Source organism: Mesorhizobium sp., from assembly GCF_004963255.1.
Taxonomy (GTDB): Bacteria; Pseudomonadota; Alphaproteobacteria; order Rhizobiales; family Rhizobiaceae; genus Mesorhizobium.
Genome location: NZ_SUGA01000001.1, coordinates 121,961 through 148,644, shown reverse-complemented (window position 1 = coordinate 148,644; position 26,684 = coordinate 121,961). Strand labels below are relative to the sequence as shown.

The following is a 26,684-nucleotide window of genomic DNA, read 5'->3' as shown; positions in this document are numbered from 1 at the left end:
TGACGTGTTAGGCCGATCGAGCTTCGCCGCATATAGAGGCGAATGGCGAATACTGCAACGGACAGGCCGCCGACAAGCTGGGTGGAGTCCGCGGCAAGCGCGCGGCGGGTTAGCGATGTCACTTGTAGGGGTCCGCGGCATCCCGTAAGCCGTCGCCGAGAAAGTTGAACGCCAGGATGACGAGAATGACGGGGAGGATCGGCAAAAGCAGCCATGGATAGAACGCGATCACGCTGACGCTGCGCGCCTCGGTGAGCAGGATGCCCCAGCTGGTTATCGGCGCCCGCAGGCCGAGTCCGAGGAAGCTCAGCGCCGTCTCGCCCAGAATCATGCCGGGTATGGAGATCGTCGCCGTCGCGATCAGATGCGACATGAAGCCTGGAATTAAGTGTCGCCGGATAATGCGGCCGCTGCTGGCGCCCATCAATTGCGCGGCCAGAACGTAATCCTCTTCGCGCAAGGCTAGAAGCTTTGAGCGCACGGCCCGCGCCAGTCCGGTCCAGTGGAGCAGCCCGAGGATGACGGTGATGCCGAAATAAATCAGGATCGGACTCCAGGTTATCGGCATGATCGCCGCCAGAGCCAGCCACAGCGGAATGCTGGGGATCGATTGCAGAACCTCGATTATCCGCTGAACGATCAGGTCGAAGATACCGCCATGATAGCCGGCCAGCCCCCCGATGACGATGCCAAGGAGGAAGCTGAAAGCGATGCCGACGAGGCCGATCGTCAGTGAAATGCGCGCGCCGTAGATGATGCGCGAGAGCACATCGCGCCCCAGCCTGTCGGTGCCGGCCAGAAAGAGCTGGCCGTTCTCGGCAGGGCAGACAAGATGCCTGTCACCTTCGATCAGGCCCCAGAACCGGTAACTGTCGCCCTTGCAGAAGAAACGGATCCGCTGAACATCATCCTGATTGTCCATATAGTTCCGCTTGAGCGTGTCCATATCCAGCGTCATCTGGCGGCCGTAGACGAACGGCCCGACGAACTGGCCGTTGTGGAACAGGTGCACCTGCTGCGGCGGCGAATAGATGTAGTCCATGTTGCGCGTGTGCAGATTGTAGGGCGCCAGGAACTCGCAGATCAGTATCCCGAGATAAAGCGCTACCAGGAATATGCCGGATATTAGGGCAAGCCGGTGCCGCCGGAATTTCCACCACATCAGCCGCAACTGCGAGGCCTGAAAGACCTTCGACTGCTCCGGCGTCATCGCCTCGACCGACTGCAGGTCAAAGGGCGCAATGGAAACGTAATGTTGCAGCGGAGCACCCGGAGCGGGCAGCGGAGATTGCGTGTTCATTTGGTGCTGCCGCCCTGCAACCGAATTCGTGGATCAAGCAGCGCCAGCGCCAGGTCGGAAATCAGGACACCGATGACCGTCAGGAAGGCGAGGAACATCAGGAACGATCCTGCCAGATACATATCCTGGCTTTGCAGCGCCCTGATCAGCATCGGCCCGGTAGTTTCCAAGGACAGCACGATCGCGGTGATTTCGGCGCCGGAGATGATGGCCGGCAGGATGGAGCCTATGTCTGAAATGAAGAAATTGAGCGCCATGCGCAGCGGATATTTGACCAGCGCCTTGAAGGGATGAAGGCCCTTGGCGCGCGCGGTCACGACATATTGCTTGTGAAGCTCATCGAGCAGATTGGCGCGCAGCCGCCGGATCATGCTTGCCGTGCCCCCGGTGCCGATGATCAAGACCGGGATCCAGAGATGGGCGAGGATCGATTTCGCCTTGGCCCAGCTCATCGGCTCGCCGAGATATTGCGGGTCCATGAGATGGCCGATGGACGTGCCGAACCAGATGTTGGCGAAATACATCAGGATCAGCGCCAGCATGAAATTCGGAATGGCAAGGCCGAGAAGACCGAAGAAAGTCAGGCCGTAGTCGCCCCAGCTGTATTGATGGGTGGCTGAGTACATGCCGATCGGAAAGGCGATGAGCCAGGTGAAGATGATCGTGACGAAGGAAACCAAAATGGTCAGCCACATTCGGTCACCTATGACATCGCGAACCGGCAGCTCATATTCGAAGGAATAGCCGAAATCGCCGTGCAGCATTCCGCCGACCCAGTAGAAGTAGCGAATGACCGGCGGCTTGTCGAAACCATACTCCTTGCGCATCATCTGGATGCGATCGGAATCCACCGCTTCGCCCTGAGCCCGAAGCTCTGCAACATAGCTGTCGAAATAGTCGCCCGGGGGAAGTTCGATGATCGTGAACACCAGCGCCGATATGATCAGCAGCGTTGGAACCATCACAGCAATGCGCCAGACAATGTATCGAAGCACGCTCAGGACTCTCCAAGCCAGAATGTGTCCATCATATAGACACCGAAATAGGCGGTCGGGTCGTAGCCGTAGAGCGCCTTGTCAGGCAGATTGCGCAGCCGCGAGGACGCCAGAACCGGCTGATGCGTTCCGTTCACCGTGCCGATCGAAAACACCTGATCGGTGTAGATCGACAGCATTGAATTCCAGATTTCGGCGCGCTCCGCGGCTTCGGTCGAAACGTTCCAGCGCTTGAGCAAAGCCATCAACTCGACGACAGGCGGAAGATCGGGCGCCTCGCCGACCGTGCCATGGGACAGGTAGTGAGCACCCCAGAGCGGCCATTGCAGCTGGTCGTCCATGGTGGGGGCCAACTGGGACGGGTTCATGTCGGCGGTCGGCACACCATTGTCGATGCCCGACCAAATCGACATCATGATCTCGCCACCTAGCGCGCGGCTGCGGAAGATGTCTCGCTGCGAAGTCCGGACGAACAGGGCGATGCCGACCTGCCGCCAGTGATCGGTGACGAGTTCGAGCGCGTCCGTTTCCAGCGTGCTTTCGCCGGCCGTTTCCACGATGACCTGCGCCGGGCGTCCATCGGGGAGGATCCGCAGACCGTCATCGTCGCGCGCCTTAAGCCCGACCTCGTCGAGCAGCGCATTGGCCTTGTCGGGATCATGGGCAACCCAGGCTTTCGCGAATTCCGGCCGGTAGAGCGGGCTCTCCGGCAGGACCGTATCGGCACTTTCCTGCGCCAATCCGTAGAACACCGCCAAATTGATCTCGCGCCTGTCCACTGCGAGCGAAAGCGCGCGGCGCACGCGCACGTCGCGAAGAAGGCCACGCCACACCGGGTCGGCACAATTGAGGTTGGGCAGGAGCGCCAGCCGCGAACCCTGCGTGCGTTTCCACAGATGCATCTTCACCGGGTAGCGCTTCTCCGCATCCTTCAGGAAGGAGTAATCGGCAAAGTCAATTCCCATGCATTGCAGGTCGCTCTCGCCGGCACCGGTCTTGGCGGAAATGATTGCCGATGAGCTGACATTCATGACCACCCGGTCAACATAGGGCAGCTGCCGGCCATTCTCGTCTATTCGATGAAAGAACGGGTTCCGCTCGAAGACGAACTGCTCGGCCGGCGGCTTGGTCCGGTTCTGCCAGGGATCGAGCGTCGGCAGTTCCGGGTTCTCCGGGCGATACTGGCGCGACATGCGGATATGCAGGAGCGTCCATTTCTTGGCCCTGTTCTCCTCCATCAGGCCGGCAAGCCGGAATGGATCCTGGTATTTCTTGTGGAACTGCTTGAGATAGGTGGCCGGCAGAACAAGCGATAGCGGCGAAGCGGCAGCGAGCTTGGGCAGGAAGTCTGGATTAGGCGCATCCCAGCTATAGCGGACCGTCAACGGATCGACGATCTCGAAGCGTGGCGGCTTGCCGTCCACCAGCAGGGTCGGGGGGAGCCCGCCTTGCGTAAGCTCATCGTTCAGCCAGACATCTTCCCAGCAATAGCGAAAATCCTCCGGGGTCAGCAGGCTGCCGTTAGACCATTTATGTCCTTCCCGTATCTTGAAAGTGAAGACGCGATCGTCCGCCACGTCGAAACTTTCGAGAATGTCGGGTTGCAGGTTGAGCTTTTCGTCATAGCCGACCAGGCGAGCATATCCGTAGATCGTCATCAACCGGATATCTTTCTGGCTCCCGATGATCGTGCGCAGGGTGCCGCCATACTGGCCGGGCTGCCGGCCCATCGCAGCGAGGTTCACCACGCGCGGGCTCTTGGGTAAGCGTTTGGCGAGTGCCGGCAGCGCCAGCGCCTTCAGCAGCGGCTGAAGAAATTCCGGCTCCAGATCGCCGGCGCGCAACGTGCTCGGCACAAATGCCGAAGCCATGAGTCCAAGGACAGTGCGCCGGCTGATCAATGGCGTAGCTCGCTGACATCGGCCGAACGTCGGGCCAGCACGAGGTGGCCGCCGCCAAGATCGAGCGGCGACAACATATTCTCTTCGCCCTCGTCACGGAATTGCGGTCCCCAGGCGCTGCTGTCGGAAGCGCCGCTGAGTTTCAGTGTCTTGAAATCCATCGGCCTGTCGAGATCGGGAAAAGGCACTGCGGCGACCAGTGAGCGCGTGTAGGGGTGGATCGGTTTCCTGAGCAGGATTTCGCGCGGCGCAAGCTCGACGATACGCCCGCCGCACATCACCGCGATGCGGTCTGCCATGTAGTCCACCACCGCCAGGTTGTGGGATATGAAGAGGTAGGTCAGTCCCAGTTCCTTCTGCAAGTCCTTCAGAAGGTTCAGAATCTGCGCCTGGACAGAGACATCGAGCGCCGAAACCGGCTCGTCGCAGATCAGCAGTTCAGGCCCCAGCGCCAGCGCGCGCGCGATGCCGATACGCTGACGCTGCCCGCCGGAGAAACTGTGCGGGTAACGCTTGATGAAGCGCGGATCGAGCCCGATTGCCTGCATCAGGCTCTTGACCGTGGCTAACCGGGACGCGGCATTGCCGCGCTGATGGATTTCCAGCGGCTCGCTCAAGATGTTCTCCACCGTCATGCGAGGTGAAAGCGACGAAACCGGATCTTGGAAGACCATCTGGATTTTCGCGCGCAGCATGCGCAGGGCCTCTCCCTCGCCTGCCAGGACGTCGATCGGTCCAGCGCGGCCGTTGAAGATCACAGAACCACCGCTAGGGGTGACAGCCCGCATGAGAATCTTGCTGACGGTGGTTTTGCCGGAGCCGCTTTCGCCGACCAGACCCAGGCATTCACCCCGCTTGATGTCGAAGCTCACGCCGTCGACGGCGCGAACAGAGGTTTGATGATCCCCACCGAACCATCCGGACTTGCGGATTGTGAAGGTCTTTGTCAGATCCCTGACCGACAGCAGGATGTCGTCCGGCCCCTTCGATGCCGGTGCGGTCTGCTTGCCGAGCAGGTTTCCGACATTCACCGGCACCTCGCGCAGCGCCTTTAGCCTTTCGCCAGGCTTCAGGTCGAAATGCGGTACGGCTGCCATCAGGCCCTTAAGGTAAGGATGGCCTGGCCGACGGAATATCGCCTCGACGGGTCCGGCCTCCATGATCTCGCCATGGTACATGACCACCACCTCGTCGGCGACATTGGCGACCACGCCGAGGTCGTGCGTTATCAGCAGCATCGCCATGTTCAGCTTGGTCTGAAGCCCGCGCAGCAATTGCAGGATCTGCGCCTGGATGGTGACGTCCAACGCCGTCGTCGGCTCATCGGCGATCAACAGGGCGGGCCGGCAGATAAGCGCCATGGCGATCATGGCGCGTTGACGCAATCCTCCCGAAAGTTCGAAGGGATACATGTCATAGGCGCGCTTGGGATTGGGAAAGCCGACGAGGCTGAGCATTTCCTCGGTCCGCGCCCTGCGCTCCGCTCGAGCCATGGGCGTATGAATCTGCAGGGATTCGCTGACCTGGTTGCCGATCGTGTGCAGCGGCGACAGCGATGTCATCGGCTCCTGAAAGATCTTGCCGATGCGGCTGCCTCTCAACGCCCGGATTTCGGGCCCATCACGCGGCATCTTGAGGATATCCTGCGTCGTGCCGGGCTTTTCAGGATCGGAGAACAGGATCCGGCCGCGAACATGGGCTGTGTTCGGCAAAATGCCCATCACGGCCTGGCTGAGAACCGATTTTCCGGAACCGGACTCGCCGACAAGCGCAGTAACCTTACCGGGCAGGACGCGAAGATTTGCGCGCCTGACGGCATGCAACGGCCCCCCCATGATGGCAAAAGAGATGCCAACGTCTTCGATCCGCAGCAGATCGACACCCGAACTCATTCTCACACCAGCCCCACTCTGGCACCTCTCCAGAAAGCGAGACTAGCGCATTGCCAGCGCAGAGCAACTTGGATTCGAAGCGGTCGCCAGTGGCGGAACCGACGACCGAACTGGCCACCAAAGGCGATCGGGCCAGATCGCCGCGGTTTTACTGGAGCTTGCTCGGGTCGCCCGCCGCCAGCCGCGCGGCATCGCGATGAAGCAGCATGACCTGCTCGGCGTCCGATCTTCGGCCGTGAACCGGCTCCGGCGCACCTTCTTCATCGGGTGCGAGGGCTCCCGACAGATCGGGTGAAAGCACCGTCAGCTTCTGCTTGATGCCAGCCAGTTCCTCGTGGCCGAGCGTCAGCCAGTTGTTGGCACCGCAATAGCCGGCGAAGTCTTTGCTGGCCAGAACGCTGTGCGGATATTTCTTGGTCAGGGTCTGAAGGCGCTGGACCTCGTTCACAGCCGAGCCGAAGACAGAGAATGTGAGCCGGTCGGTAAGCCCGACATTGCCGAACATCACATTGCCGACATGCAGGCCGATACCGAATTTGATGTCGGACAACCCCTGCTTCTTTCGGCGCAGGTTGAGATCAATCATGCGCGCGCTGGCCTTGTGCGCGGCCGCAAGCGCGGCCTGGCAGGCGATCTCGGACTGCAAACGGTGCCGTTCGCAAGGGTAGACGGCAATGAAGCCATCACCGATGAAACTCATGATCTGACCGCCGTTTCGATTGAAAGGTGCGGCAACAGCGTCGAAAAACTGGTTCAGCGTATCGATATAGACTTCCCGGCCGGAGGTTTCGGCGAGCCTCGACGACCCCCGCATATCTCCCATTACCAGTGCGGCCCGGATTGTATCGCCCTCGCCGCGCTTGATCTGGCCGTCAAGCACGCGCCTGCCAGCATCGCCGCCGAGATAGGTGGTCATCATGTTGTCGGCGAGCTTGGTCAGCACCGCCATCTTGGTGGCAATAGCGAGATGGCTCTGGATGCGCAGCAGCGCCGAAATCATGCTGTCGCTGAAACCCGCGGCGCTGTCGGTGGACCAAGAGCCCATCATGCCCTGACTGGCGTTGCCGCTGAAGGGATGGACGAAAGCCATGTAATCGGTGATGCCCATAAGCCGGAGGTCATCGAAAACAGGAAACTCCGAGACCACCGACGGGTCGAGCCGGCGTCGCAGATGGTCGAGCTTATTGCTGAGCAGATGGTAGTATGGGCTGGTCAGGAATCTCTCAGACGGCACACCGGGCTCCTTGCGGAAGCCTTCCACTTCCATGCCCTGGCCGCGAACCCAGGTGAAGCCAAGCGCGTCATAAAGCGGGTGAAGCATCGAAAAGCTCAAATGCACCCGCTTAAGCGGCAGGCCGGCAGCAGCCAGCCGTTCGCAAAAGCCATTTACCAATGTTTCCAGATCGTTGCCCGCCAGCGCCGATTCGTTCAGCCAATCGGCAACCTTATCCATGAGAATCGTGGAAATTTCTGCGTACGATGTGCTCATGCTATCTCGAAACCCGTCGGAAGACGGAACCATTATCCTCTGATCTGTCATAACACAGTCTGTCAACGACCCAACGATAAGACACCCGAAGTCAACAAGGCCGGCCTCGGCGGCAAAAGCGACGAAGAATATCCCGAATGACTATCCTTCCGGCCAAGGGGAAGGCGTAAATGCATCTGTGTTCCGTGGCGTTATGTGGCGAGGCAGCCGGCGGAGTGCAACCACGATCCTGACACCGCGCAAGAAATTCGCCGGCTCAGATGCCGTCAGGCCTTCACAACTGTCTCTCGGTTCAGCCCGAGGCGGCCAAAAACATTGCGCGTGTCGACGATCAGAGGGGCGTGATCAGCGATCGTCTGATAGTCGATCGCGTCGTGGTCGGTTGCAACGACGACGGCATCGAAATCCTTCAGGGCCGCCTCGGTCAATTCGACCGAGCGGCGCCCCTTGATCGCCATATGCTCCCGTGTGGTCGGTATCTCGGTAACATGCGGATCGTGGAATTCCGCCTTGCCGCCCCAATCCTCGATGAGTTCAATGAGCCGCAATGAGGGGCTTTCGCGGATATCGGGCACATTCTTCTTATAGGCGAGTCCGACGATGAGAATGCGTGAGCGGCTGAGCGCCTTGCCGCAGCGCCGGTCCAGCGCCTTCGCCAGTTCATCGACCACATGACGCGGCATGGCCGTGTTGATCTCTGCCGCCAGCTCGATGAAGCGGGTCGGCAGTTCGTATTCGCGCGCCTTCCACGTCAGGTAGAAGGGATCGATCGGAACGCAGTGCCCGCCAAGTCCGGGACCAGGATAGAACGGCATGTAGCCGAAGGGCTTGCTCTTTGCCGCCTCGATAACCTCCCAGATGTCGATGCCCATCGCACCGAGCACGACCTTCAACTCGTTGACGAGAGCTATGTTGACCGAGCGGAAGATGTTTTCCGTCAGCTTGACCGCCTCGGCAGTCGCCGTGGTGGAAACGGGAACGACGGTCTTGACCACGCCATGGTAGAAAGCCTGCACGAGCGTCGCCGCTTCAATGCCGTCGCCTGCCACCACCTTGGGGATCGTCGCGACTTCAAAGCTGCGGTTGCCGGGATCTTCGCGTTCGGGCGAGAAGCCGAGGAAGAAGTCTATCTTCGACCGCAAGCCGGTTTCTTCCAGTATGGGCCTGATCACGTCGTCGGTGGTGCCAGGATAGGTGGTCGATTCGAGCACGACGAGCTGGCCGGGCCGCAGATGCTTGGCGATGGTGACTGCCGTGTTCCTGACAAAGGAGAGATCCGGCTCACGGTTTTTCGTCAGCGGTGTCGGAACGCAGATGATGATGACCTCGCAGACGGCGAGTTCCGAAAAATCCGCAGTGGCGCGGAACCGTCCGCTCGCCACCTGGCCGGCAAGGGCTGTCGACGTCACCGCCTCGATGTAGGATTGGCCGTTGTTCAGGCTCTCGACCTTGTGGGCTTCGATGTCGAAGCCCGAAACCGGGAAGCCGGCGCGTGCGACCGCAACCGCCAACGGCAATCCGACATAGCCCAGTCCGATCACGCCGACTTGCGCGGCGCGCGCCGAAATCCGGTCTAGAAGATGGTCATATGTCGATCGTGAGGCGTCCAAAAATCTGCTTTCCCGTCAATTCGGACAGGCTGTCCGTTCCATGGCGAGGCTGAGGCTCCCGGGACCATGGTCGAGGCATATTGCGGAAGATCGGTTTCCGCAAGCCGTCATCAAACCGGCACCTTCGACTTCAGGCTTGCGGCAGCCATCGCATAGCCGCCGGCAGCGCCATCGATGAAATGAAGGTGATCGCGCTGCAGCGGTGAGGCGACCAGGCATGTCATCAAGGCCGATTTCTGGCGGTGCAGGCCATAGTTGCAGATGCCCGCCTCTTCCGCCTTTTTCAGCCTGTTCTCGATCCGCTGCAAGACATCCGCGTCAACGTCGATGGTCATCTTCAAGCCATCGTCGAACTTCCGGAAGTCCGAATTGCTGGCCACTTCACGTTTATAGACCTTCGGATCGAAACCGCCGATCGTCCAGCCACATCGATCGGTGACAGCCGTAAGCGTCATGAGGAACACAACCCACAGCTTCGTCAGCCACCGTCGTCCAGCCGGCCCGGTGGCCCGCGCTTCGAGATCGAGACCGGCGGGTATCAAACTGTAGTCCGGCCCGTTCATCGGCACAGGGTGACCATCGCGTTCCTGCCTGCCGGCAAGGGCGATGATGTCGGAAACCAGCAATTGAAAACCGCGCAGGTCGCGCGACACCCCCGGTATCGCGATGATCGAGACGATTTCGCCGTGCCGGGCCTCGATAGGGTTCCAGCGGCAGGAGAGGCCGGTCAGGTCTGGCCGCGCGCCGGCCGGCGCCGGATCGATGCGGTAGCGCCCCGCTTTCATCTCGGCTTCCGCCCAACTGCCCCCGCCGCCGGCGAACATGGCGTAGAAGACCGCTTCGGAGGCTTGGAACCTCGCCACGCGGACGTCGAGGCCTTGCGCTCTGATATCGGTTATCGGCACGATTGCGGCACGCAAGGTCAGGTCCAGTTCGTCCGCCACCCACCTCTGTACAGCGGCAAGCGCGTTGCGGACGATCTCGAGCGCCGAGCCGGGAAACGCCACGAGCGCGCCGTCGCCGCCAAAGACAAAGGGAAAATCTTGCCGGCCCAGCGCATTGAGCAGCGCCGAAATAACGCTGGCGCCGGCCATATTGACGGTTTTATAGCGCCCAGCCTCGATCGCCTTGGTCGAGCCGACGATGTCGGCGGTGGCCAGCGCCCAGTCTTCGGGGAGAGGCCGATAGTTGTCGATATCGGCAACGCTTTCGAACTTTGCGAAGACCGGCAGAGAAGCGACAAACGGGTCGGGCGCGGCAGCTGTTTCCATAAGCATCAGATAGCACATTCCACTGCTTGAAGGTGACGACGATCATGCTTCGAAATTGACTTGGGCTGGCTTTGCGATGATAGGGTCCGGCGATGCGAATTGCCTTCTACGCGCCGCTGAAGTCACCCAACGATCCCGTTGCCTCCGGCGACCGCCAGATGGCAAGGGCGTTGATCAAGGCGCTTGAGCATGGAGGGCATAGCGTCGAATTGGTAACCGAATTGCGCTTCTATCTACGCGAACCGGAGTCGAAAAGTTTCGATGCGCTCAAGATCGAGGCAAAAGGGGAAACCGCGCGGTTGACAAGGCTTTGGGATCGTGACGGCAAGCCCGACCTCTGGTTTACCTACCATCCCTACTACAAGGCGCCCGACCTGATCGGGCTCGAGTTGGCGTCGGCCTTTGGCCTCCCCTATGTGACAGCGGAAGCCTCCTATTCGAGCCGGCGCAACGCCGGTTTGTGGGCCGATACGCAAGCGTTGGTGGCGCGAGCCGTCGAACAGGCGGCGCTGAACATCTGCTTCACGCGAAGGGATCGCCAGGGACTGGCGGATGCGGTACCTGGCGCCACTTTCGCCATGCTTTCGCCCTTCATCGACACATCGGGATTCCGTGAAACGCCGGCGCCGGGTTGTCCGACACGCCTCGTTACCGTCGCCATGATGCGCCCGGGCGACAAACTCGGAAGCTATCGCATGCTGGCGCAAGCGCTCGGTTCGATCGGCCACCTGCCCTGGACCATGTCGGTCGTCGGCGACGGGCCTGCCCGTGAAGAGGTCAAAGCGCAATTCGCCGGCTTGCCCGCCGATCGCATCGAATGGCTTGGCGCGATCGAGCCAGCCGCGGTGCCTGATGTCCTCTACAGCGGCGGAATTTACGTCTGGCCGGGTTTCGGCGAGGCCTATGGCGTTGCTTATCTCGAAGCGCAGGCCGCCGGCCTTCCGGTGGTGGCTCAGGACATCGCCGGCGTGCCGGAGGTCGTGCGGGATGGCCAGACAGGGTTCCTCACCCCGCCGGGCGATGTGCCGGCGTTCGCTTCCGCCATTGAAAGGCTTCTGGCCCGTAACGACGAAAGGACCGTCATGGCTGCAGAAGCCAGACATTTCATCCTCGAAGAACGCTCCCTCAGTGCTGCGGCAGCGCGTCTGGCCGAACTTCTTGCGAAGATCCAGGTTTCATGACATCCGATCAGATCTGGCAACCCTTGGCGGAAGAACTGGCGCGCTGGCAACGGGCGGACCGCAAGGCAGAGTTCTGGCTGCGCGACGATGACGCCGTGGATCCGACGCCTGCGCTTGATCGGCTGCTCGACCTCGCCGGTGAGGTCGCGGTCCCGGTCACTCTGGCCGTCATTCCGGCCCTGACTGATGAGAAGCTTGCCGCCCGGCTTTACAAGGCGCCGCATGCCGCAGTCGCCATCCATGGCTGGGCGCACCGAAATCATGCGCCGGAGGGCCAGAAAAAGCAGGAGCTCGGCCCGCACCGGACACGCGAGGCGGTGCTCGATGATCTGGCTCGCGGGCTGTCGCGCATAACCGGCCTGCACGGCGCACGTGCCGTTCCGATGCTTGTCCCGCCCTGGAACAGGATCGACGCCGGCTTGGTATCCGAGCTTGGATCGATAGGATTTGCGGCATTGTCGGTCTATGGGCCGCCGAAGCCGGCTTCGCTGGCGGTCATCAACAGCAATGTCGACATCATGGATTGGCATGGCACGCGCGGATGCCGCGATCACGGCATATTGGTTCAGACGATCATCGCGCAATTGCGGCACGCATTCGACGACGGCGAGCCGGTCGGCCTGCTCACCCACCATCTCGTCCATGATGAATCGGCCTGGCTTTTCCTCGAACGGCTGTTCACGGTCACCGCACGGAGTGAGGCCTGCGCATGGCTTCCGATCAGGACATTGATCCGGCGCGGCGCCGGTAGAGCAATTCCAGGAAAAGTGTGAGCGGCTTTCCGTCCGGAATTGCGTGAAAACAAGAAGAGAGAGGAAACAGCTCAGCGCGCTTTGTGCGATAAGATTGGAAATTCGAGCGTCTGGCCATCCCGCGCGGCGAAAGCGCCGGCAAACCTGTCCTTGGCCAGTTTCTCCATCTCGTCCAACTCATTGTCGGTGCGCGACGGATCGTGGTGAAACAGCGCAAGCCTCCGCGCGCGGGCGGCCTCACAGAGCTTGACACCCTGTTGCCATGTCGAGTGCCCGTTGCCGCGGTAGCGCTCCATTTCCTCCTCGGTGTAGGTGCAATCGTAGATGACGAGGTCGGCGTCTTCGATGAGGTCGAGGATCGCCTGATCGAGCTTGCCTGGCTCGTGTTCGGTGTCGGTGATCACCGCCACGACGCGGCCGCCCCATTCGACCCGATAGCCTATACAACCACCGGGATGGGTGAGACTTCCAGTTCGGATCACCACCCCTTCGCGCGGCCGAAGCACGTCTCCTGATACGAAATCGCGGCAGTCGAGGCTTGCCTTGCAGACGTCCAGTCTCACCGGAAACCAAGGCGGCCGCATGAACTCATCGACCATCTGGCGGGTCGTCATGCGTCCTGCAAGATGCCCGGACCAGAGCCTGACTTTGACGGTGCGGTCATAGATCGGCTTGAAAGCAGGCAGCCCGATGATGTGGTCGTAGTGGCAATGGGTGAAAAACAGGTCGAAATCGGTCACGCCCGACGTCCGAAGCGCCCAGCCGGCAGGCCGCAAGCCAGAGCCCGCGTCGAAGAGAAGCGTATGCTTGCCGCATCGCATCTCGATGCAGATCGTGTTGCCGCCATAGCGAGAGAATTCTGGCCCCGATACCGAAATGCTGCCGCGGACGCCCCAAAACCTGACCAGGAAAACGTCGTCGTCCATGCAAGCCCTTCGTGGTACCCCTCGGCCATCGTAGCCAAACAACTGCTGCTAGGCGAGACGGGTTTTCCTCTTGGTGACCCTTTCCGTGAGAGGCCAGTGCCATCACGACGGCAAGAATCGGCGCAAATCATTCATTGTTTGGCGCTTCGTGCGTCGATCAGATCCGCAGTCGTATGGCTCAAGCGATCGGCGAGGACCCGTACCATCTCGATGGTCATGTCCGGGAACTCCCTCATAAGCCTCAGGAAATGATCCTTTCGGATTCTCAAGGCTTCCAGCGGACTAGCGGCTCTAACGGTCGCTGTGCGATAGACGTCGCACAATATGGCAATCTCGCCAACGATCGAATTTGGCACCAGTTCGGCCACTTTTATCGATCCACCGTCGGAATCGACCAGAATATCCGCCCTGCCTGAAAGGATGACATAGGCGGCGTCTCCCTCGTCGCCCTGCCGGAAAAGGATCTCGCCGGCGCCGTAGCTCACGCGATCGGACGTGAACGCGAGCAGCTTGAGCTTTGCCGGCTCTATGCCGGAGAACAAGGGAACGCGTTGCAGCATTCCAACCTCATCCTTGAGCAGCATTGTCCCAAACCTTCCCAAAATTCACGTCTGCGAGACTAGAACAACCGACGCCCAGATGAAATCAGTTCCGTTTCCGGGTGGCAATACGAGCCACTTGAGGCGGCGAGCCCAACTAGCCGAAAGCTCAATCCCTTGACCTTGCAGCAAGTTCCCACCGGCGGAATGACCCATCTGAATGTCCAATGCACTATGACAGCAGTTCCTTGAGAATACCGCCCCCTGCCAAAAGCGTCTCGTGTGTTCCGTCTTCCACCAAACGACCCGAGTCGAAGACGACAACCCGATCGAACATCATCGCCATTGTTGGATTCGTCACGACCCACACGATTGCCGGCGAACGGCCGTCGCGTCTGGCTTCCTCGAGCACGTTTTGCAGCACCTTCTCCTGCACGCGCTGGTCGAGCGCCGACAGCGGCCGGTTGAGAATGAGAAAATCGGGACGCTTGAGCAGGGCACGGGCAACATCGAGCTTCTGCCGCTGTCCACTGGTCAACCGCCTGCCGCCGGCGCCGACGTTGAAGTCCAAACCGACATCCAGCAGTTCGGCATAAAGCCCCAGTTCATCAAGAATGTCATAGACGATGGAGCGTATGCGGTCCGGCGCGTCGGGATGGTTGCTGCCCAGACGCCCGAACAGGACATTCTCCATGACGGTAGCCGCGGCAATGTACTTGGCGGGATCGTAGCGTTCGACCGCGTTTTGCAGCTCGGGCGGCAGGTCTTCATAGAACCGGTTGCGTGCGGCGACGATCTTGTTCATCAATTCGTCGCTCAGCAAGCCGAAGCGATGCCGGGGCTCGATATAGGCAAAGCTCAAGGTGACGATCATGGCGCGGTCGCTCTCTGAAACCGTCTCGTAGGGACGGTTCTTGAGCCGTTGCAGCAAGGTTTCGTAGGCGGGTATCTCCTCAGCGCTCATGAAGGCGAGTTGCTGGAAGAACGGGTGATCGGGCGGCAGGTCGGCAAACAGCTCGATCGCCTGTTCAGCGATCTCCAAGCCCATTTCGTAGAGCGTGCGATCGAGGCCGGCTTGTCTCAGCACGGAAGCAAAATAGGGATTTGCCGCCAGAGCCCTGTCGGCCAGCTCCGGGCCGGCGGCAGCGCCGAAGAGCAGGTTCTGGCCGATCGTTGCTTCCTTATTGTAGGCGCCCGGTTCGAAAGGAACCACCAGTCCGCTCAATCCTTCGTGTTCCAGCCGGGTTCGCAGCGCCGCACGCAGTTCGACGATGCGCCCGGCAAGCTCCGTGTGACGCGTGAGATCGGCCGAAGAACGCAAGCCTAGATCCAGAATGTCGCGCGACAGAAGAACCGCGTCGAGCACCTGGCGCACGGCTTCAAAGAGGTCGTGCGGGCCGGTTGCCCCGGCGGAAGCATAGTCGATCCAGTCGCTGTGGATATCAAGGTCCGGGTTGCCCGACCGGCGCGCCTCGTCGATGTTCCAGCGCTGCTGGTCCGCCGCGGCACCGTCGTAAGTCACCGATGTCAGCGGCGCATGCTTCAACCCGTAGAGCAGATTGTCGCGGAGGCTTGCCTGGAACAGGAAGACATCCGACGAGGCATAGGACATGCGCCGGCCGGTCACTGCTTCGGGGAGTTCAAGCAGGTCGTCGGCGCCCGAAGCGACCCTTCCGCTTTCGGGCCAGTTCAGCCGTGCGAAGGCTTCTGCAAGCGCCTCCGCTCCACCTGTTGAAGTGCTGACCAGCGCCACCGTCTCACCGGGCTTGACCTGGAGGGAGATACGGTCGAGGAGCATTGCACCGCCATCGTCTGTCATGGACAGACCGATCGCCGACAGGGGGTTGGTCATCGGACCGGGATCGTCGATCGTCAGTGCCCCGATCCGCGGCGCAATGAGACCCTCGACGGTGAATTGTTCAACGACCTGTTGATATTTGACCTGGACATCCTGCCGGTCCTGATCCCAGTCGATCAATTCCTTCATCGGTCCAGGCAGATCCTTGTAGGCGCCGATCACGGCCACGAGCTGGCCGACGTCCAGCCGCCCCTGGATGACCAGATACCCGCCGACCATGTAGAACAGAAACGGCGTGATCTGCGCGAGAAAATTGTTGAGGAACTTCACCATGAATTTCCATTGGTAAAGATCGAAGCGGATCTTGAAGATGAGGCCGAGCCGGGCAGCTATGTCGGCGCGCTCGTAATTCGATGTATCGTGGACGTGAACCGCGCCGATGCCGTCGACGATTTCGCCGACGCGGCCCGAAAGTGCGCGCGCCGTCAACTGCCGTCTGCGCCCGAGCACGATCAACCGCCGCCGCATTCGCGGGATGAGCACGATCTGGATCGCCACGATCACGGCGGCGATCATTCCGAGCCAGAAGTTCTGGACCACGATGAACAGCATGGCCGTCAGCGCCTGGCCGCCGAGCAGCACCGGCTGCAGGAAGGCATCGCCGATGAAACCGCCCAGGGGCTCCACCTCGTCCTTGACCATGGTCGCCACTTCGGCGGATTTCACGCGCTTGAAATAACGCGGCGGAAACCGCAGCACACGATCGACCAGATCGAAGCGGATACGCCGCAGCATGCGTTCGCCGAGGCGGCCCTTGTAGGTGTTGATGTAATATTTGAACAGGCCGTTGATGATGACCAGCAGGAGGAACACAAGGCTCAGAGCAAACAGCGTCGTCGTCCGGTCGAGCTGAAAACCGGAGAAGAACTGGACCTCTCCGATGAACGGCAGGTTGTAGTGCAGCCTCATGAAGGGCTGGGTCGCGCCCGGTTGCTCGAAGCCCTTGCCTTGGATCGGGCCGTTGACGATCAGCTTCGGCAGGTCAAAGGACATGAAATACGGGATCATCGAAAGCAGGACGATGACCAATATCCAGAGCTGCTGCTTCTTGGTGTGCGTCCAGATATAGCGAGCTAGGCTGGGTTCCATATGCGACTGTGGACCTTCAGTTTAAGGAACAAAGTAGAAGCAGCTGGTGAACGGCGCATCGGCAACCATCGCCGGCGACACGTTCGAAGCCTGCGAGGCGCTTGGCGGGGCAAGATTGCGTTGTGTCGCCCGAAATCCCGAAATACAAGACGAATATGATGGATGTCACGCAACCACGCAATGCCGGCATGGACGGGCACGAGCAAGCCTTGGACCTCACGCGGGGAATTGCTGCCTATGTCAACCACCCTCTCGTGGCAGGGCTGGCGCGCGTCATCGCCAAACATCCGAATGCCGATATCGCCAACGCCTTCAACCACAAGCAGGTCGCCTGCAAGATGTGGGCGCTCGACAGGCTGTTCGAAAGCCGCGGCGGCCGGTTCGCGCGCATATGGGTTCTGGGTGGATGGTACGGCATATTGCCGGCAATGCTTTTCAACGACCCTCGCTTCAATATCGATGCAATCGACAGTATCGACATCGATGCCGAAGTCGCGCCAGTTGCCCGGACCCTCAATCGGGAGGCCGGCGACCGGTTCCGGGCGCTGACGGCAGATATGTACGCACTCGACTATGCGGCCGGACCGTCTGACCTGATAGTCAATACGAGCTGCGAGCACATCGCCGATCTGCGCGCCTGGCTTGCACTGCTTCCGCAGGGCACGAATGTACTGCTGCAATCGAATGACTATTTCAGCGAGCCGACGCACATCAACTGCGTGGCTTCACTTTCAGCCTTCAAAGCAATGGCGGCGCTTCGCGAGGTGCGGTTCTCGGGCGAACTGCCGACAAAAAAATATACGCGCTTCATGCTGATAGGAACTGTGTGATGCGTCTCGCCCAAAACTGCGCAGCGGTTTTGGGACAACGACATGCATGAAGACTAAGGCAGATACCAGGAAACGGTATTCCGTCCGGAACTGCGTCAAATCAAAGAGATAGAGCGGTTTGCCGTTTCCATGAAACGGTGAATCGCTCTAGCTAGGACTTGAGGCGCTCACGCAGGATTTGCGCCGAGCGACGCGCGCCTTCCAAATCGAGACGATGCGCGGATGGCGCCGGTCCCGAAAGGGCCTGTTCGATCGCCTGCGCCAAACCTTCAGGCGTCAGGTCCTTTTCCATCAGCACCGTTGCAAGGCCGAGTTCTTCGAGCATCAGGGCGCGAACCGTTTGTTCGGTTTCCCCGCCAGCAGCAAACGGCACGAGCAGGGAGCGACAACCCGCGCGCAGGACATCGCAGACCGTGTTGTAACCCGCCTGCGAGACCGACAGGCGGGCGCCGGTCAGCAGGCTGGCGAAATCCTCGCGGAAACGGAAGATGGACAGGCCCGGCGTGGCATCGCGTGCGATGGCGTCAAACTCGTCTTTCGGCAGGTTGGGGCCGGTGATCAAACACCATTTCCAGCCATTGTTAGCATTCCGGGCCGCTGCGATGGTGGAGCTTACAAGGCGCCTTCCGGCAGCCCCACCGCCAACCGACACCAGAATGTCGAAGCGCTCGGAGGCCGCGGGCGGTGGCGGCGCGGCAACGAGCCCTGTGTAGGTGACCTCGGCCCTGATCGCCCCAGCCAGTGGAAATGTCTTGTCGATGGTGGCGAAAGCCGGATCGCCGTGGACCATGACAAGGTCGAAATGCCGGTTGATGAGATCGACCGTTTCCTCGTTTCGGCCCGGCTTGACGCGCTCCTGAAGGATATCGCGGACAGACGTCGCCAGCAGCGGTCTGGGCGATGTCGCCTCGATGGCCCCGATCAGCGGCAAGAGTTCGAAGCGCATCTGCCGGCGTCCAAATGGAAAGGCCTCGACAATGACGATATCAGGCCTGCAATCCCGGTATGCCTGCAACAGCATCTCTGAACGCCGTTTCTTGAAATCGTCGTCGATGGGTTTGCCCTGCAGGTCGACAAGTCCGGAAAATCCTTCATCACCGGAGGTGACAGGCGGCAGGGTCACAGTTTTTACCTCTGGTGCCGGAAACCCCGCGATCGGCGCTCCGCCGGTCACGACGGTTACGTCAAACCCGTTATCGACCAGTGCCGCTGCGATGCGGCTGGAGCGCGCGAGATGGCCGATACCGAGCAGGTGCTGGACATAGAGGAAGACGCGCTTCAATCGGCGGCCCGCCACTCGCGCTCGAACAGTTCCTTGAGCTGTCCAATGCTTGCCGTATGATCGAAATTGCCGCGCACGCGCCGCTCAGCGGCGTCGCCGAGGCGGGCGCGCAGCACGGGATCACGGATCAGGCGCTCCAGGGCCTGGGCCAGGGCAATTGGGTTTTCCGTCGGAACCAGCAGCCCGGTTTCATCCGGCGATAAAAGCTCGGGCACGCCGGAAATGTCGGTCGACACGCAGGCAAGCCGCTGGCTGGCCGCCTCCACCAGGACATTCGGAAGACCGTCCCGGTCGCCATTTGCGGTGATCCTGCAGGCCAGGGCGAAGATGTCGGCGCAGCGGTAGTGCTCGAGCACCTCCTCCTGCGCAAGCGCACCTTTCCAGGAGACGCGGCCATCCAGTCCAAGCTTTCGCGCCAGTGCCTTGAGCCGTTCCAGTTCCTCGCCGCCGCCGATATGCTCGAAACGCCACGCCAAATCTCCAGGCAAGAGGGCAAGGGCCTTCAGCAGGGTATCGTAACCTTTCTTTTCAACGGCGCGCCCGACACTGAGAATGATGACCGGTTCGCCCGGCGCCGAGCCGTCATGCTGTTTTCGCGCCTCGCCGAAACTGCCGAAGCGATCGAGGTCGAGCCCATGGTAGCTCAGATGCACGGACGAGTTGCCGTTGGCGAGTTCTTTCAGACGATCGAAGCCGGTTTTTGTACAAGTGACCGTCCAGCGCGCCGAGGAAAGCTTGCCGGCCAGATCCCAGTCTGCCGAAGTCCAGATATCCTTGGCATGGGCCGAGCAACTCCAGGGCAGGCTACGAAGTAGGCTGGCATAGCGTGTCACCGATGCCGGCGTGTGCGCGAAATGCGCATGCAACCATTCCGCGTCTTCCGGCCATTCGGCCGCCAGCACGAGCGCTTGCCCGAAGCGGCGCACGCGATTGCGCGTGAAGTCGCGGGGGATATCGGCAGCCAGCGATCCGAGCGCGCGCCAGAAACCCGGCCGCAGCAGATAGGCAAACAGCGAGCGAAGCACGCGCAGCGGCTCTTCATGCAGATATTCCGGCAGATAACGGACGGGCGCTTTGATCTCGTCATGCACGGGGTGGCGTTTTTCGTCGGTCGGTCGCCTGAGCGCAACGAGTATCAGGTCGAACCCCGCGCGCTCAAGACCGAGCAGTTCCTGCGCGATGAAGGTTTCCGACAGCCGCGGATAGCCCTTCAGAACCACGACGATCTTGCGGCGTCGCAACTCAGCTCATTCCTTCAATGACCGAAAGCTGGGGGCTGGCCCGCCGGTCGAACAGTTCCGCGACGATTTCGGAAATATGGGGCAGCCCTTCCAGCCTCAGATGCGGATTGCTCTGGGATGGGCGGGGCCGGTCCGGCAGCGCCACCAGTGCATCGGCAAACCGCTGGGAATCCTTGGCTTCATCCGGCAAAAGCATCTCGATAAGGCCGAGTTCGGCTGCGCGCCGAGCGCGGATCAGTTGTTCCTCGCGGGGTTCAACGCGCGGCACGATCAGCGCCGGCTTGTCGAAAGACAATATCTCGCAATAGGTGTTGTAACCGCCCATCGCCACTACCGCCTTAGCCCCGGCAATCAGGTCTTCCATGCGGTTGTCGAACTCGATGATCTTGATGCAGGGGATCTTGGACCCCTTCTTGAGCAGCTTGTTGCGCTTTCGCGCCGGCATGTAGGGTCCGAGCACGATCAGCGCCCTGTGCTGCAACTGCGGGTTCTGCTGATAGGCATCAATGACGTCGTGGATCAGTTCCGCGCCGTCACCGCCGCCCCCTGTGGTGACGAGGATATACTCACCCTCCGGCCGGTGACCGGGCAACTCGTTCCGTTGCAGGCGCCGTTGCAGGAAACCGACGAACCTCATCCTTGCCCTGACAGCCGGCGGCACATCCAAGCCGGTCAACGGATCGTAGAAATCCGGCGGGCCATAGACCCAGACCTTGTCATAGAACAGGCCTATCTTGCGCATCACATCCCTGCGTGCCCACTCTGCTTCGAGCAGATGCGGCGCATCCATCACCTCGCGCAGCCCAAGCACGAGCGTGGTACCCCGCGTCTTGAGGTAGGACAGCGTGTCCTCGATCTCACCGCGCAGGCCGAGCGGTTCCTTGTCGACGATGAAGATATCCGGCCGGAAGGTCTCGGCCGTATGGCGGATGATCGACTGGCGCATCCTGAGCGTCTCATGCAGATCGATATCCTTTTCCAGCGAGGTGTACTCGCCGTTGCGCAACTTGATGACGCTGGGGATCTTCACGAAGTCGACACGGGCGCGATAATCGAAGGCGCCGGCGATAGGCGCGCCTGAAATGATCAGCACCTGAAGTCCGCGGAAATCCTCGACCAGCGAATGCGCGATGGTCCGACAGCGCTGCAGGTGGCCGAGCCCGAACGTATCGTGGCTGTACATGAGAATTCGAGCGTCTTGTGCGTGCTGGATCATTTCCGAACGTCTTTTTGAATTCTCGCCTTGGGAACCGGGGCGGTTGGGGAAGCCATCCTGGGGCCTAACCGACCTGTTGTGAAACATGAGGGCGCAATTTTCAATTCGTATTACTGAGGAGGCCGCAGATCGCCCCTCACCGTCCGCGAATTCATCGTCTCCCATGCGACCGGCGCGATGCGAAAAGTCAGATGGCGCTGTTCACTCTGACCCAGTTTTCGTGGTGTAGATGGACGGCAACAAGAATCCGAAGCCCTTCATGAAGCTACATTCGCACGAAGTGCTAGGTCCTGTCTTCCCCGACCTGAACATCTCAGCGCGTGCTCGTCACGACGAACGCGCGATGCAACGAAACCCAAGGTGGCAGGTGGAGGTGTCCACGGGCTGCGCCATGCGAGCAGCCGGGCGGTAACGGCGGCAGTAGCTGGGGGCGCACAGGAAAGACCCGCCTTTGGTGACCTTGCGCGGAATCCTCATGTCGGGCGTGAGCGGGTCGTAACTCGCCTCCCGCTCCCCGCCGCGCGGATTGTCCATCGTGCAACAGGGGCTCTCGATCCGGCGGTGCTCCTGATACCAGTCGGTGGTCCACTGCCAGACATTGCCGGCCATGTCATAAAGTCCATAGCCGTTTGCCGGGAACGAGCCGACCGGTGCGGTCCATTCGTAGCCGTCCTCACAGTCGTTGCGATAGGGAAACTCGCCCTGATAAGTGTTGGCCATATGCCGGCCGCCGGGCGTCAGTTCGGCGCCCCAAACGAATTCGGCGCCGTCAAGCCCGCCGCGTGCGGCAAACTCCCACTCGGCCTCGGTCGGCAGCGCCTTTCCCGCCCAGTTCGCATAAGCTTCCGCGTCCTCGTAGGCGATGTGCACGACGGGATGATTGTCTAGCCCCCTTAGGCCGCTGGCGGGCCCGCGCGGATGCCGCCAGTTGGCGCCGCGCACGTAAGCCCACCAGTTGTAATGATTGTTGCGATCAATGCCGCGCGGAGGCCTGACGAACAGGGCCGAAGCCGGCGCCAGTGCTTCGGCGCTGGCTCCGGGATAGTCCGCGGCATTTGCCGGGCGCTCGGCCAGCGTGACATAACCGGTCGCCTCGACGAAGCGCCTGAACTCGGCATTCGTGACGGTCGTGCGATCCATCCAGAAGCCGCCGACGACGACGCGATGCGCCGGCGCCTCTTCCGGATAGTGGCTGTCCGAGCCCATGAGGAATTCGCCGCCGGGGATCCAAAGCATATCGCCGTTTGACGAAATCGCCGGCCTTGCGACAAGTCGTGCATCGGGCGGCCTCGTCGGAACGGCAGAACGCATCCGCCTTTCAATCCCCCGCAGCGAACATTTCTTCAGGGCTTGGCGTCACCAGCGGCGTGAAGTACGTCAGCCGCACGGCTTCCATCAGCAACAGGGGAGGCTTCATCTGGGTCGCGAGCTCGGTGATCCTTGCCTGCAACGCCTTGACTTTGTCAGGATACTTGTCAGCCAGATTGCTGGCTTCCGATTTGTCCTCCGCCAAATTGAACAGCTCTATCCGTTGCGGCAACGCTGCCGCCCACATCAGTTTCCATTCGCCCTCGCGCACCGCACCGGCCATCGGATCGACATTGTAGACAATCTCTTTGCGCGGCGAAGGCTTTCCCTCGCTGATGGCCGGCCACATATCCATGCCGTCCAGAGGTTTGTCCTTGCCGGGCTTGGCACCAGCCAGCCCGGCCAATGTCGGCAACATGTCAACGACGTGCATGAGGCCATTGAAGACGCCAGGTTTGATCTTGCCGGGCCAGTTCATGAATGCGACCGAGCGGGTGCCGCCCTCATAGAGGGTGCCTTTTCCGTCGCGATAGGGGCCGTTATCCGCAGGCAGCTTGCCGCTTACCTTTGAGTCCCCCGAAAACATCGAGTTGGTGACACCGCCATTGTCGCTCATGTAAACGATCAGGGTGTTGTCGCGAATCCCCTTCTTCTCGAGGGCGGCGACGACATTGCCGACCTCGTCGTCGATCACCGAGATCATGGCGGCGTAGGCTCTGCGGTTCTCGTCGGCGATGTTTTTGTTGCGGTCGAGATATTCCTTCGGCGCCTGGAACGGCGTGTGGGGCGCGGTGAACGCGAGATAGAGGAACAGCGGCTTCTTCTGGTCGTGAGTGTTGATGACCCGGACGGCTTCCTGACCGAACAGGGTGTTGTCGAAGCCCGGCTCCTTGAGCGGCTTGTTGTTCCTGTACCAGTCCGCGATACCGTGCGAAGCGTGTTTGAAATGGTCGATCTCGCCGACCGTCGCCCCGTAGAATGAGTCAAATCCACGCTGCTTCGGCCAGTAGTCCGTCTTGGCATGGCCGAGATGCCATTTGCCGCTCATCGCCGTCTGATAGCCCGCGTCTTTGAGGATTTGCGGAAGAAGTGTCTCGTCGAGCGGGAGGCCATAGGTCCCCGCGGCGGGGACGACGCCAACCTGCATGCCATAGCGCAGCGGATAGCGGCCGGTCATGAGGGCGCAACGCGTTGGTGTGCACATTGGCTGCACGTAATATTCTTCGAGCTTCGCCCCGTCCGACGCAAGCTTGTCGATGTTGGGCGTCTTGATGTCTGATCCGTGATAGCCGACGTCTTTCCAGCCTTGATCGTCCGTAACTATGAAGACGATGTTCGGCTGCGAGGGCTGGGCCGCCGCCGGCTGAACGCCGGCGAGCCCGGCGAGTGCGCCTGAAAGGCCGACGGGTACCGCCAATCGCGAAACGGCGGCAGCCGTCCCGGCCATCAATGCATCCCGCCGCGTAATTTTGCTGGTTGTGCCGGCTTCAGCCGGGAAGTCACGATCGTTTCTCATCTTACGCCCCTGCTCTGCTAATTCACGCCGCTGCACTCAAACCCGATTTGCATCTAATTTTCTTGACGCTCCCGCAAAGCAGTCGCCGGCTACACAACAGAGGATTGCTTCAGGGGCACCAGATGCCCTGTGTGCACATCTCTGAAGTGGTTCAGCCAGCCCATGATCCCCACTCGCCGTTCGTCGGCGATATTCCTGCGCTGTTTGATCTCGCGCTATTCGGATTCCAGGTTATTCCTAGTACAACCGTGCCGCTATCCACTTTGCGCAAAGTTTTGACATCCGGGCCAGCATCGCCGGCAATAGGGAGCGCCGCCCAGGGGGATGAGCCTGCCAGGCGGTTTCAACGTTCCGGATGCGGCCAAAAAGGTATTCGACGGCGCAGTTCCTCACTCTCGGCAGTCGCAAGCGCCGCCGGGAACCAGCCACTTCATGTCAATCCGCTATTATCCCGGATGGGCTGGCGAGAATTGATAGGTGAACCCCAGCAATGGACCCTGCTGGGTGAGTTTGTTCACGAAGCCGTCGTGGTTGTAATTGTCGTGTACGGCCCGATAGCCGACGAACATCGACATCTTGTCGTTGAACTGATACCCGGCGCCGCCCATCACGTCCCACATCGATTTGGATCCGGCGCCGAAGCCACCGACGAGGCCCCAGCCGGCGAGGTAGAATCCATTGCCGACATCAGCCTTGAACTTGGCGCCGATCACCGGATCGACCCATGTATCACCGTCGCTCGCCGAGCGGCCGTCCAGCGCACCGCCGTGGAAGTCGAAACTGTTGTCGACCGACCAGAGACGGGCTCCGGCGACAAGATCGAAATTCGTCCCATCCTGATAGTAGACGCTGTAACCACCGAGCGCGGTGCCCATGAACGTGCTCACCGTCGCATCGATGTTGGAGGCGAGGATTCCTCTGGGGGTGCCGATGTTGGCGTCGAGCTTGGCGTACACAATGTCCGTGCTGATGGTGAAAGGCCCATTGCGAGCTTCCGTGAGCCCCATAAAGCCGAATTTGAGGTGGTGCAGCACGTCGCTGAAGCTCACATCGACGTCCTGAGGCGGGAATCCAAAGAGGCCGCTTTCGCCCTTGATTCCAGATGCCCACAGATACGGCGCGACAGTAAAGGTCCAACCGTCGTCCTGTGGCTTGGCGATGTCTGCTGCAAAGGCATTGGCCACACTAAGTACCAATGCCCCGGCCGTTGCCAGGGCGGCCAAACGAAATTTCTTCATCATCGTCCCCCATTTGTCGTTTTTGCTGCCCGACTATCCCAAGCAGAGACTACTCTTCCATATTGGATGAACCCTCGCTTTGCGCTCCGTCAACTTGGCCACACGGCCTATCCCCACTAGGCCGTTGGTCGGCGACCTAAGTGCCAATTGATCTCGCGCAATTTGTGCTTAAGCTATATCTAATACAATCGTCCTGCTATCCAGTTTGCGCAAAAGGACGTGCCTTGACTGCCTGGCCATCATCGCCTTCGTACAGGGATGTGCAACTTGGCCCTGACGACCTCACCAGCGCCGCCTCTGGTCTGCCGGTGAAAATAGACAGGCTTTCGCCCGGCTACGTTCCCTCCCGCATCCGGCAAATCCAGTCTCCCGGCAAGTGGGCGCTCGACCTGCCAGAATTCAATTGCGCCTTCCGCGCCAATGGCGGTTTCGATTCAGGCTCCGTGGCGTTGGTGGCCATCGAGCGGGCCTGTGGGTCGGCGATATGCGGGATCCCGCTTGAAGACGACTTGATCCTCGCGATCCCTGCCGGCACGACCGTGACTGCAACGGTCCGGCCTGGCCTCACTTACGTTGTCGCCATTGTTCCGACCGCAACCTGGATGGAAATCCAGTCGGTTGCCGCGGGAACGGTCCTCGAACAGATCAGCGATCGCCCCTCGGCAGTACGGCTCCCCGCCCACGAAGCGCAAAGAATCCGACGCCTGATGAAGTCGATGGCGGACCACCTCGGGGCAATTGCAAGTGACTCCGTTCTGCCGGAGCAGCCTCCAGGTGCGTTCGTGGAATATCTAGGGATGGTGGCTGACGCCTTCGCGGGCGCAGACAATCGTGAGACCGGGACAACCGGTTCCACGAGTCGTCATTTGAGACAAGCGTCGGCGGCCGAGGATTTCATTCGCACTCATATCCAGGAAGACATACGCATCGTTCGACTGTGCAAGGAAATCGGCGTCAGCCGTCGACAGCTGGAGTACGCCTTCCGCACTACGTTCGCTGTGACCCCGCTCGAATTCATCAGAGCGCTCCGCCTCAACGAAGCCAGACGGCTCCTTACCACGGCACGTGCTGACGGCTTGAGCGTTACCGCAGTCGCTATGGATGTGGGGATCACCCATCTGGGCCGCTTCGCCGCGAATTATCGACTCTTCTTCGGTGAATCTCCCTACGAAACACTGCAGCGCGCCGGAAGATCGTGACTGGGCGCAACCTGCGCCGAGAAATGCTGGTCCCCATGCAAGCGGTTCGAT

The 26,684-nt window shown here is 60.7% G+C and carries 20 protein-coding genes; 4 read left to right on the top strand and 16 right to left on the bottom strand.

The window, feature by feature from the left end; genetic code table 11:
* Positions 1-118: 118 nt before the first annotated feature.
* The 7 genes from E5X34_RS00655 to E5X34_RS00625 all read right to left on the bottom strand — a co-directional run bounded on the left by E5X34_RS00655 (position 119) and on the right by E5X34_RS00625 (position 10,458).
* A complete protein-coding gene (locus tag E5X34_RS00655) occupies positions 119-1,300 on the bottom strand; it encodes an ABC transporter permease (protein ID WP_292559710.1) in 1,182 nt (393 codons plus the stop codon).
* Positions 1,297-2,295, bottom strand: coding sequence for an ABC transporter permease (locus E5X34_RS00650; RefSeq protein WP_292559708.1), 999 nt, complete (start codon positions 2,293-2,295; stop codon positions 1,297-1,299). The genes E5X34_RS00655 and E5X34_RS00650 overlap by 4 nt, the downstream gene beginning before the upstream one ends.
* Before the next feature lie 2 nt (positions 2,296-2,297).
* Positions 2,298-4,196 (bottom strand): ABC transporter substrate-binding protein, encoded by a 1,899-nt coding sequence (locus E5X34_RS00645; RefSeq protein WP_292559705.1) that lies wholly within the window; start codon positions 4,194-4,196, stop codon positions 2,298-2,300.
* Positions 4,193-6,088, bottom strand: coding sequence for an ABC transporter ATP-binding protein (locus E5X34_RS00640; RefSeq protein WP_292559703.1), 1,896 nt, complete (start codon positions 6,086-6,088; stop codon positions 4,193-4,195). Before E5X34_RS00640 ends, E5X34_RS00645 begins: the two co-directional genes overlap by 4 nt.
* A gap of 148 nt (positions 6,089-6,236) precedes the next feature.
* Positions 6,237-7,577: an adenylate/guanylate cyclase domain-containing protein gene (locus E5X34_RS00635; protein ID WP_292559699.1), complete on the bottom strand. Its 1,341-nt coding sequence runs from the start codon at positions 7,575-7,577 to the stop codon at positions 6,237-6,239.
* Between the two features lie 266 nt (positions 7,578-7,843).
* Complete coding sequence (locus E5X34_RS00630; RefSeq protein WP_292559696.1) at positions 7,844-9,187, bottom strand: nucleotide sugar dehydrogenase; 1,344 nt, start codon at positions 9,185-9,187, stop codon at positions 7,844-7,846.
* A gap of 110 nt (positions 9,188-9,297) precedes the next feature.
* A complete protein-coding gene (locus E5X34_RS00625) occupies positions 9,298-10,458 on the bottom strand; it encodes a DUF3095 domain-containing protein (RefSeq protein ID WP_292560731.1) in 1,161 nt (386 codons plus the stop codon).
* 92 nt (positions 10,459-10,550) lie between these two features.
* Here E5X34_RS00625 and E5X34_RS00620 point away from each other — a divergent pair, with 92 nt between their 5' ends.
* On the top strand, positions 10,551-11,639 hold the full coding sequence (locus tag E5X34_RS00620; protein WP_292559693.1) for a glycosyltransferase family 4 protein: 1,089 nt from the start codon (positions 10,551-10,553) through the stop codon (positions 11,637-11,639).
* On the top strand, positions 11,636-12,412 hold the full coding sequence (locus E5X34_RS00615; RefSeq protein WP_292559691.1) for a polysaccharide deacetylase family protein: 777 nt from the start codon (positions 11,636-11,638) through the stop codon (positions 12,410-12,412). Before E5X34_RS00620 ends, E5X34_RS00615 begins: the two co-directional genes overlap by 4 nt.
* A 50-nt stretch (positions 12,413-12,462) precedes the next feature.
* On the opposite strand, the gene E5X34_RS00610 is transcribed toward E5X34_RS00615, so the two are convergent.
* The 3 genes from E5X34_RS00610 to E5X34_RS00600 form a co-directional block, all read right to left on the bottom strand.
* Positions 12,463-13,317 (bottom strand): MBL fold metallo-hydrolase, encoded by an 855-nt coding sequence (locus E5X34_RS00610; protein WP_292559688.1) that lies wholly within the window; start codon positions 13,315-13,317, stop codon positions 12,463-12,465.
* 131 nt (positions 13,318-13,448) lie between these two features.
* Positions 13,449-13,901 carry a cyclic nucleotide-binding domain-containing protein gene (locus tag E5X34_RS00605; protein WP_042639150.1) on the bottom strand — a complete coding sequence of 151 codons (453 nt, stop codon included), beginning with the start codon at positions 13,899-13,901 and terminating at the stop codon, positions 13,449-13,451.
* Between the two features lie 187 nt (positions 13,902-14,088).
* Positions 14,089-16,803 carry an ABC transporter ATP-binding protein gene (locus tag E5X34_RS00600; protein ID WP_292559685.1) on the bottom strand — a complete coding sequence of 905 codons (2,715 nt, stop codon included), beginning with the start codon at positions 16,801-16,803 and terminating at the stop codon, positions 14,089-14,091.
* 158 nt (positions 16,804-16,961) lie between these two features.
* Between E5X34_RS00600 and E5X34_RS00595 the strand changes: the two genes are divergently transcribed.
* Complete coding sequence (locus E5X34_RS00595; protein WP_292560728.1) at positions 16,962-17,633, top strand: class I SAM-dependent methyltransferase; 672 nt, start codon at positions 16,962-16,964, stop codon at positions 17,631-17,633.
* Positions 17,634-17,784: 151 nt separating this feature from the next.
* Here the strand turns inward: E5X34_RS00595 and E5X34_RS00590 are convergent, their stop codons facing one another.
* The 6 genes from E5X34_RS00590 to E5X34_RS00565 form a co-directional block, all read right to left on the bottom strand.
* The gene (locus tag E5X34_RS00590) at positions 17,785-18,915 is read right to left on the bottom strand and encodes a glycosyltransferase family protein (RefSeq protein ID WP_292559683.1); all 1,131 of its coding nucleotides are present in this window, start codon (positions 18,913-18,915) and stop codon (positions 17,785-17,787) included.
* On the bottom strand, positions 18,912-20,156 hold the full coding sequence (locus tag E5X34_RS00585) for a glycosyltransferase family 4 protein (protein ID WP_292559681.1): 1,245 nt from the start codon (positions 20,154-20,156) through the stop codon (positions 18,912-18,914). Before E5X34_RS00585 ends, E5X34_RS00590 begins: the two co-directional genes overlap by 4 nt.
* Before the next feature lies 1 nt (position 20,157).
* On the bottom strand, positions 20,158-21,372 hold the full coding sequence (locus E5X34_RS00580; protein WP_292559678.1) for a glycosyltransferase family protein: 1,215 nt from the start codon (positions 21,370-21,372) through the stop codon (positions 20,158-20,160).
* 327 nt (positions 21,373-21,699) lie between these two features.
* Positions 21,700-22,608 (bottom strand): formylglycine-generating enzyme family protein, encoded by a 909-nt coding sequence (locus tag E5X34_RS00575; RefSeq protein WP_292559675.1) that lies wholly within the window; start codon positions 22,606-22,608, stop codon positions 21,700-21,702.
* Between the two features lie 82 nt (positions 22,609-22,690).
* Complete coding sequence (locus tag E5X34_RS00570) at positions 22,691-24,196, bottom strand: arylsulfatase (RefSeq protein ID WP_292559672.1); 1,506 nt, start codon at positions 24,194-24,196, stop codon at positions 22,691-22,693.
* A gap of 446 nt (positions 24,197-24,642) precedes the next feature.
* Positions 24,643-25,434 (bottom strand): hypothetical protein, encoded by a 792-nt coding sequence (locus E5X34_RS00565; protein WP_292559669.1) that lies wholly within the window; start codon positions 25,432-25,434, stop codon positions 24,643-24,645.
* A gap of 224 nt (positions 25,435-25,658) precedes the next feature.
* Here E5X34_RS00565 and E5X34_RS00560 point away from each other — a divergent pair, with 224 nt between their 5' ends.
* Positions 25,659-26,633, top strand: coding sequence for a helix-turn-helix domain-containing protein (locus E5X34_RS00560; RefSeq protein WP_292559666.1), 975 nt, complete (start codon positions 25,659-25,661; stop codon positions 26,631-26,633).
* The last annotated feature ends 51 nt before the right edge of the window (positions 26,634-26,684 follow it).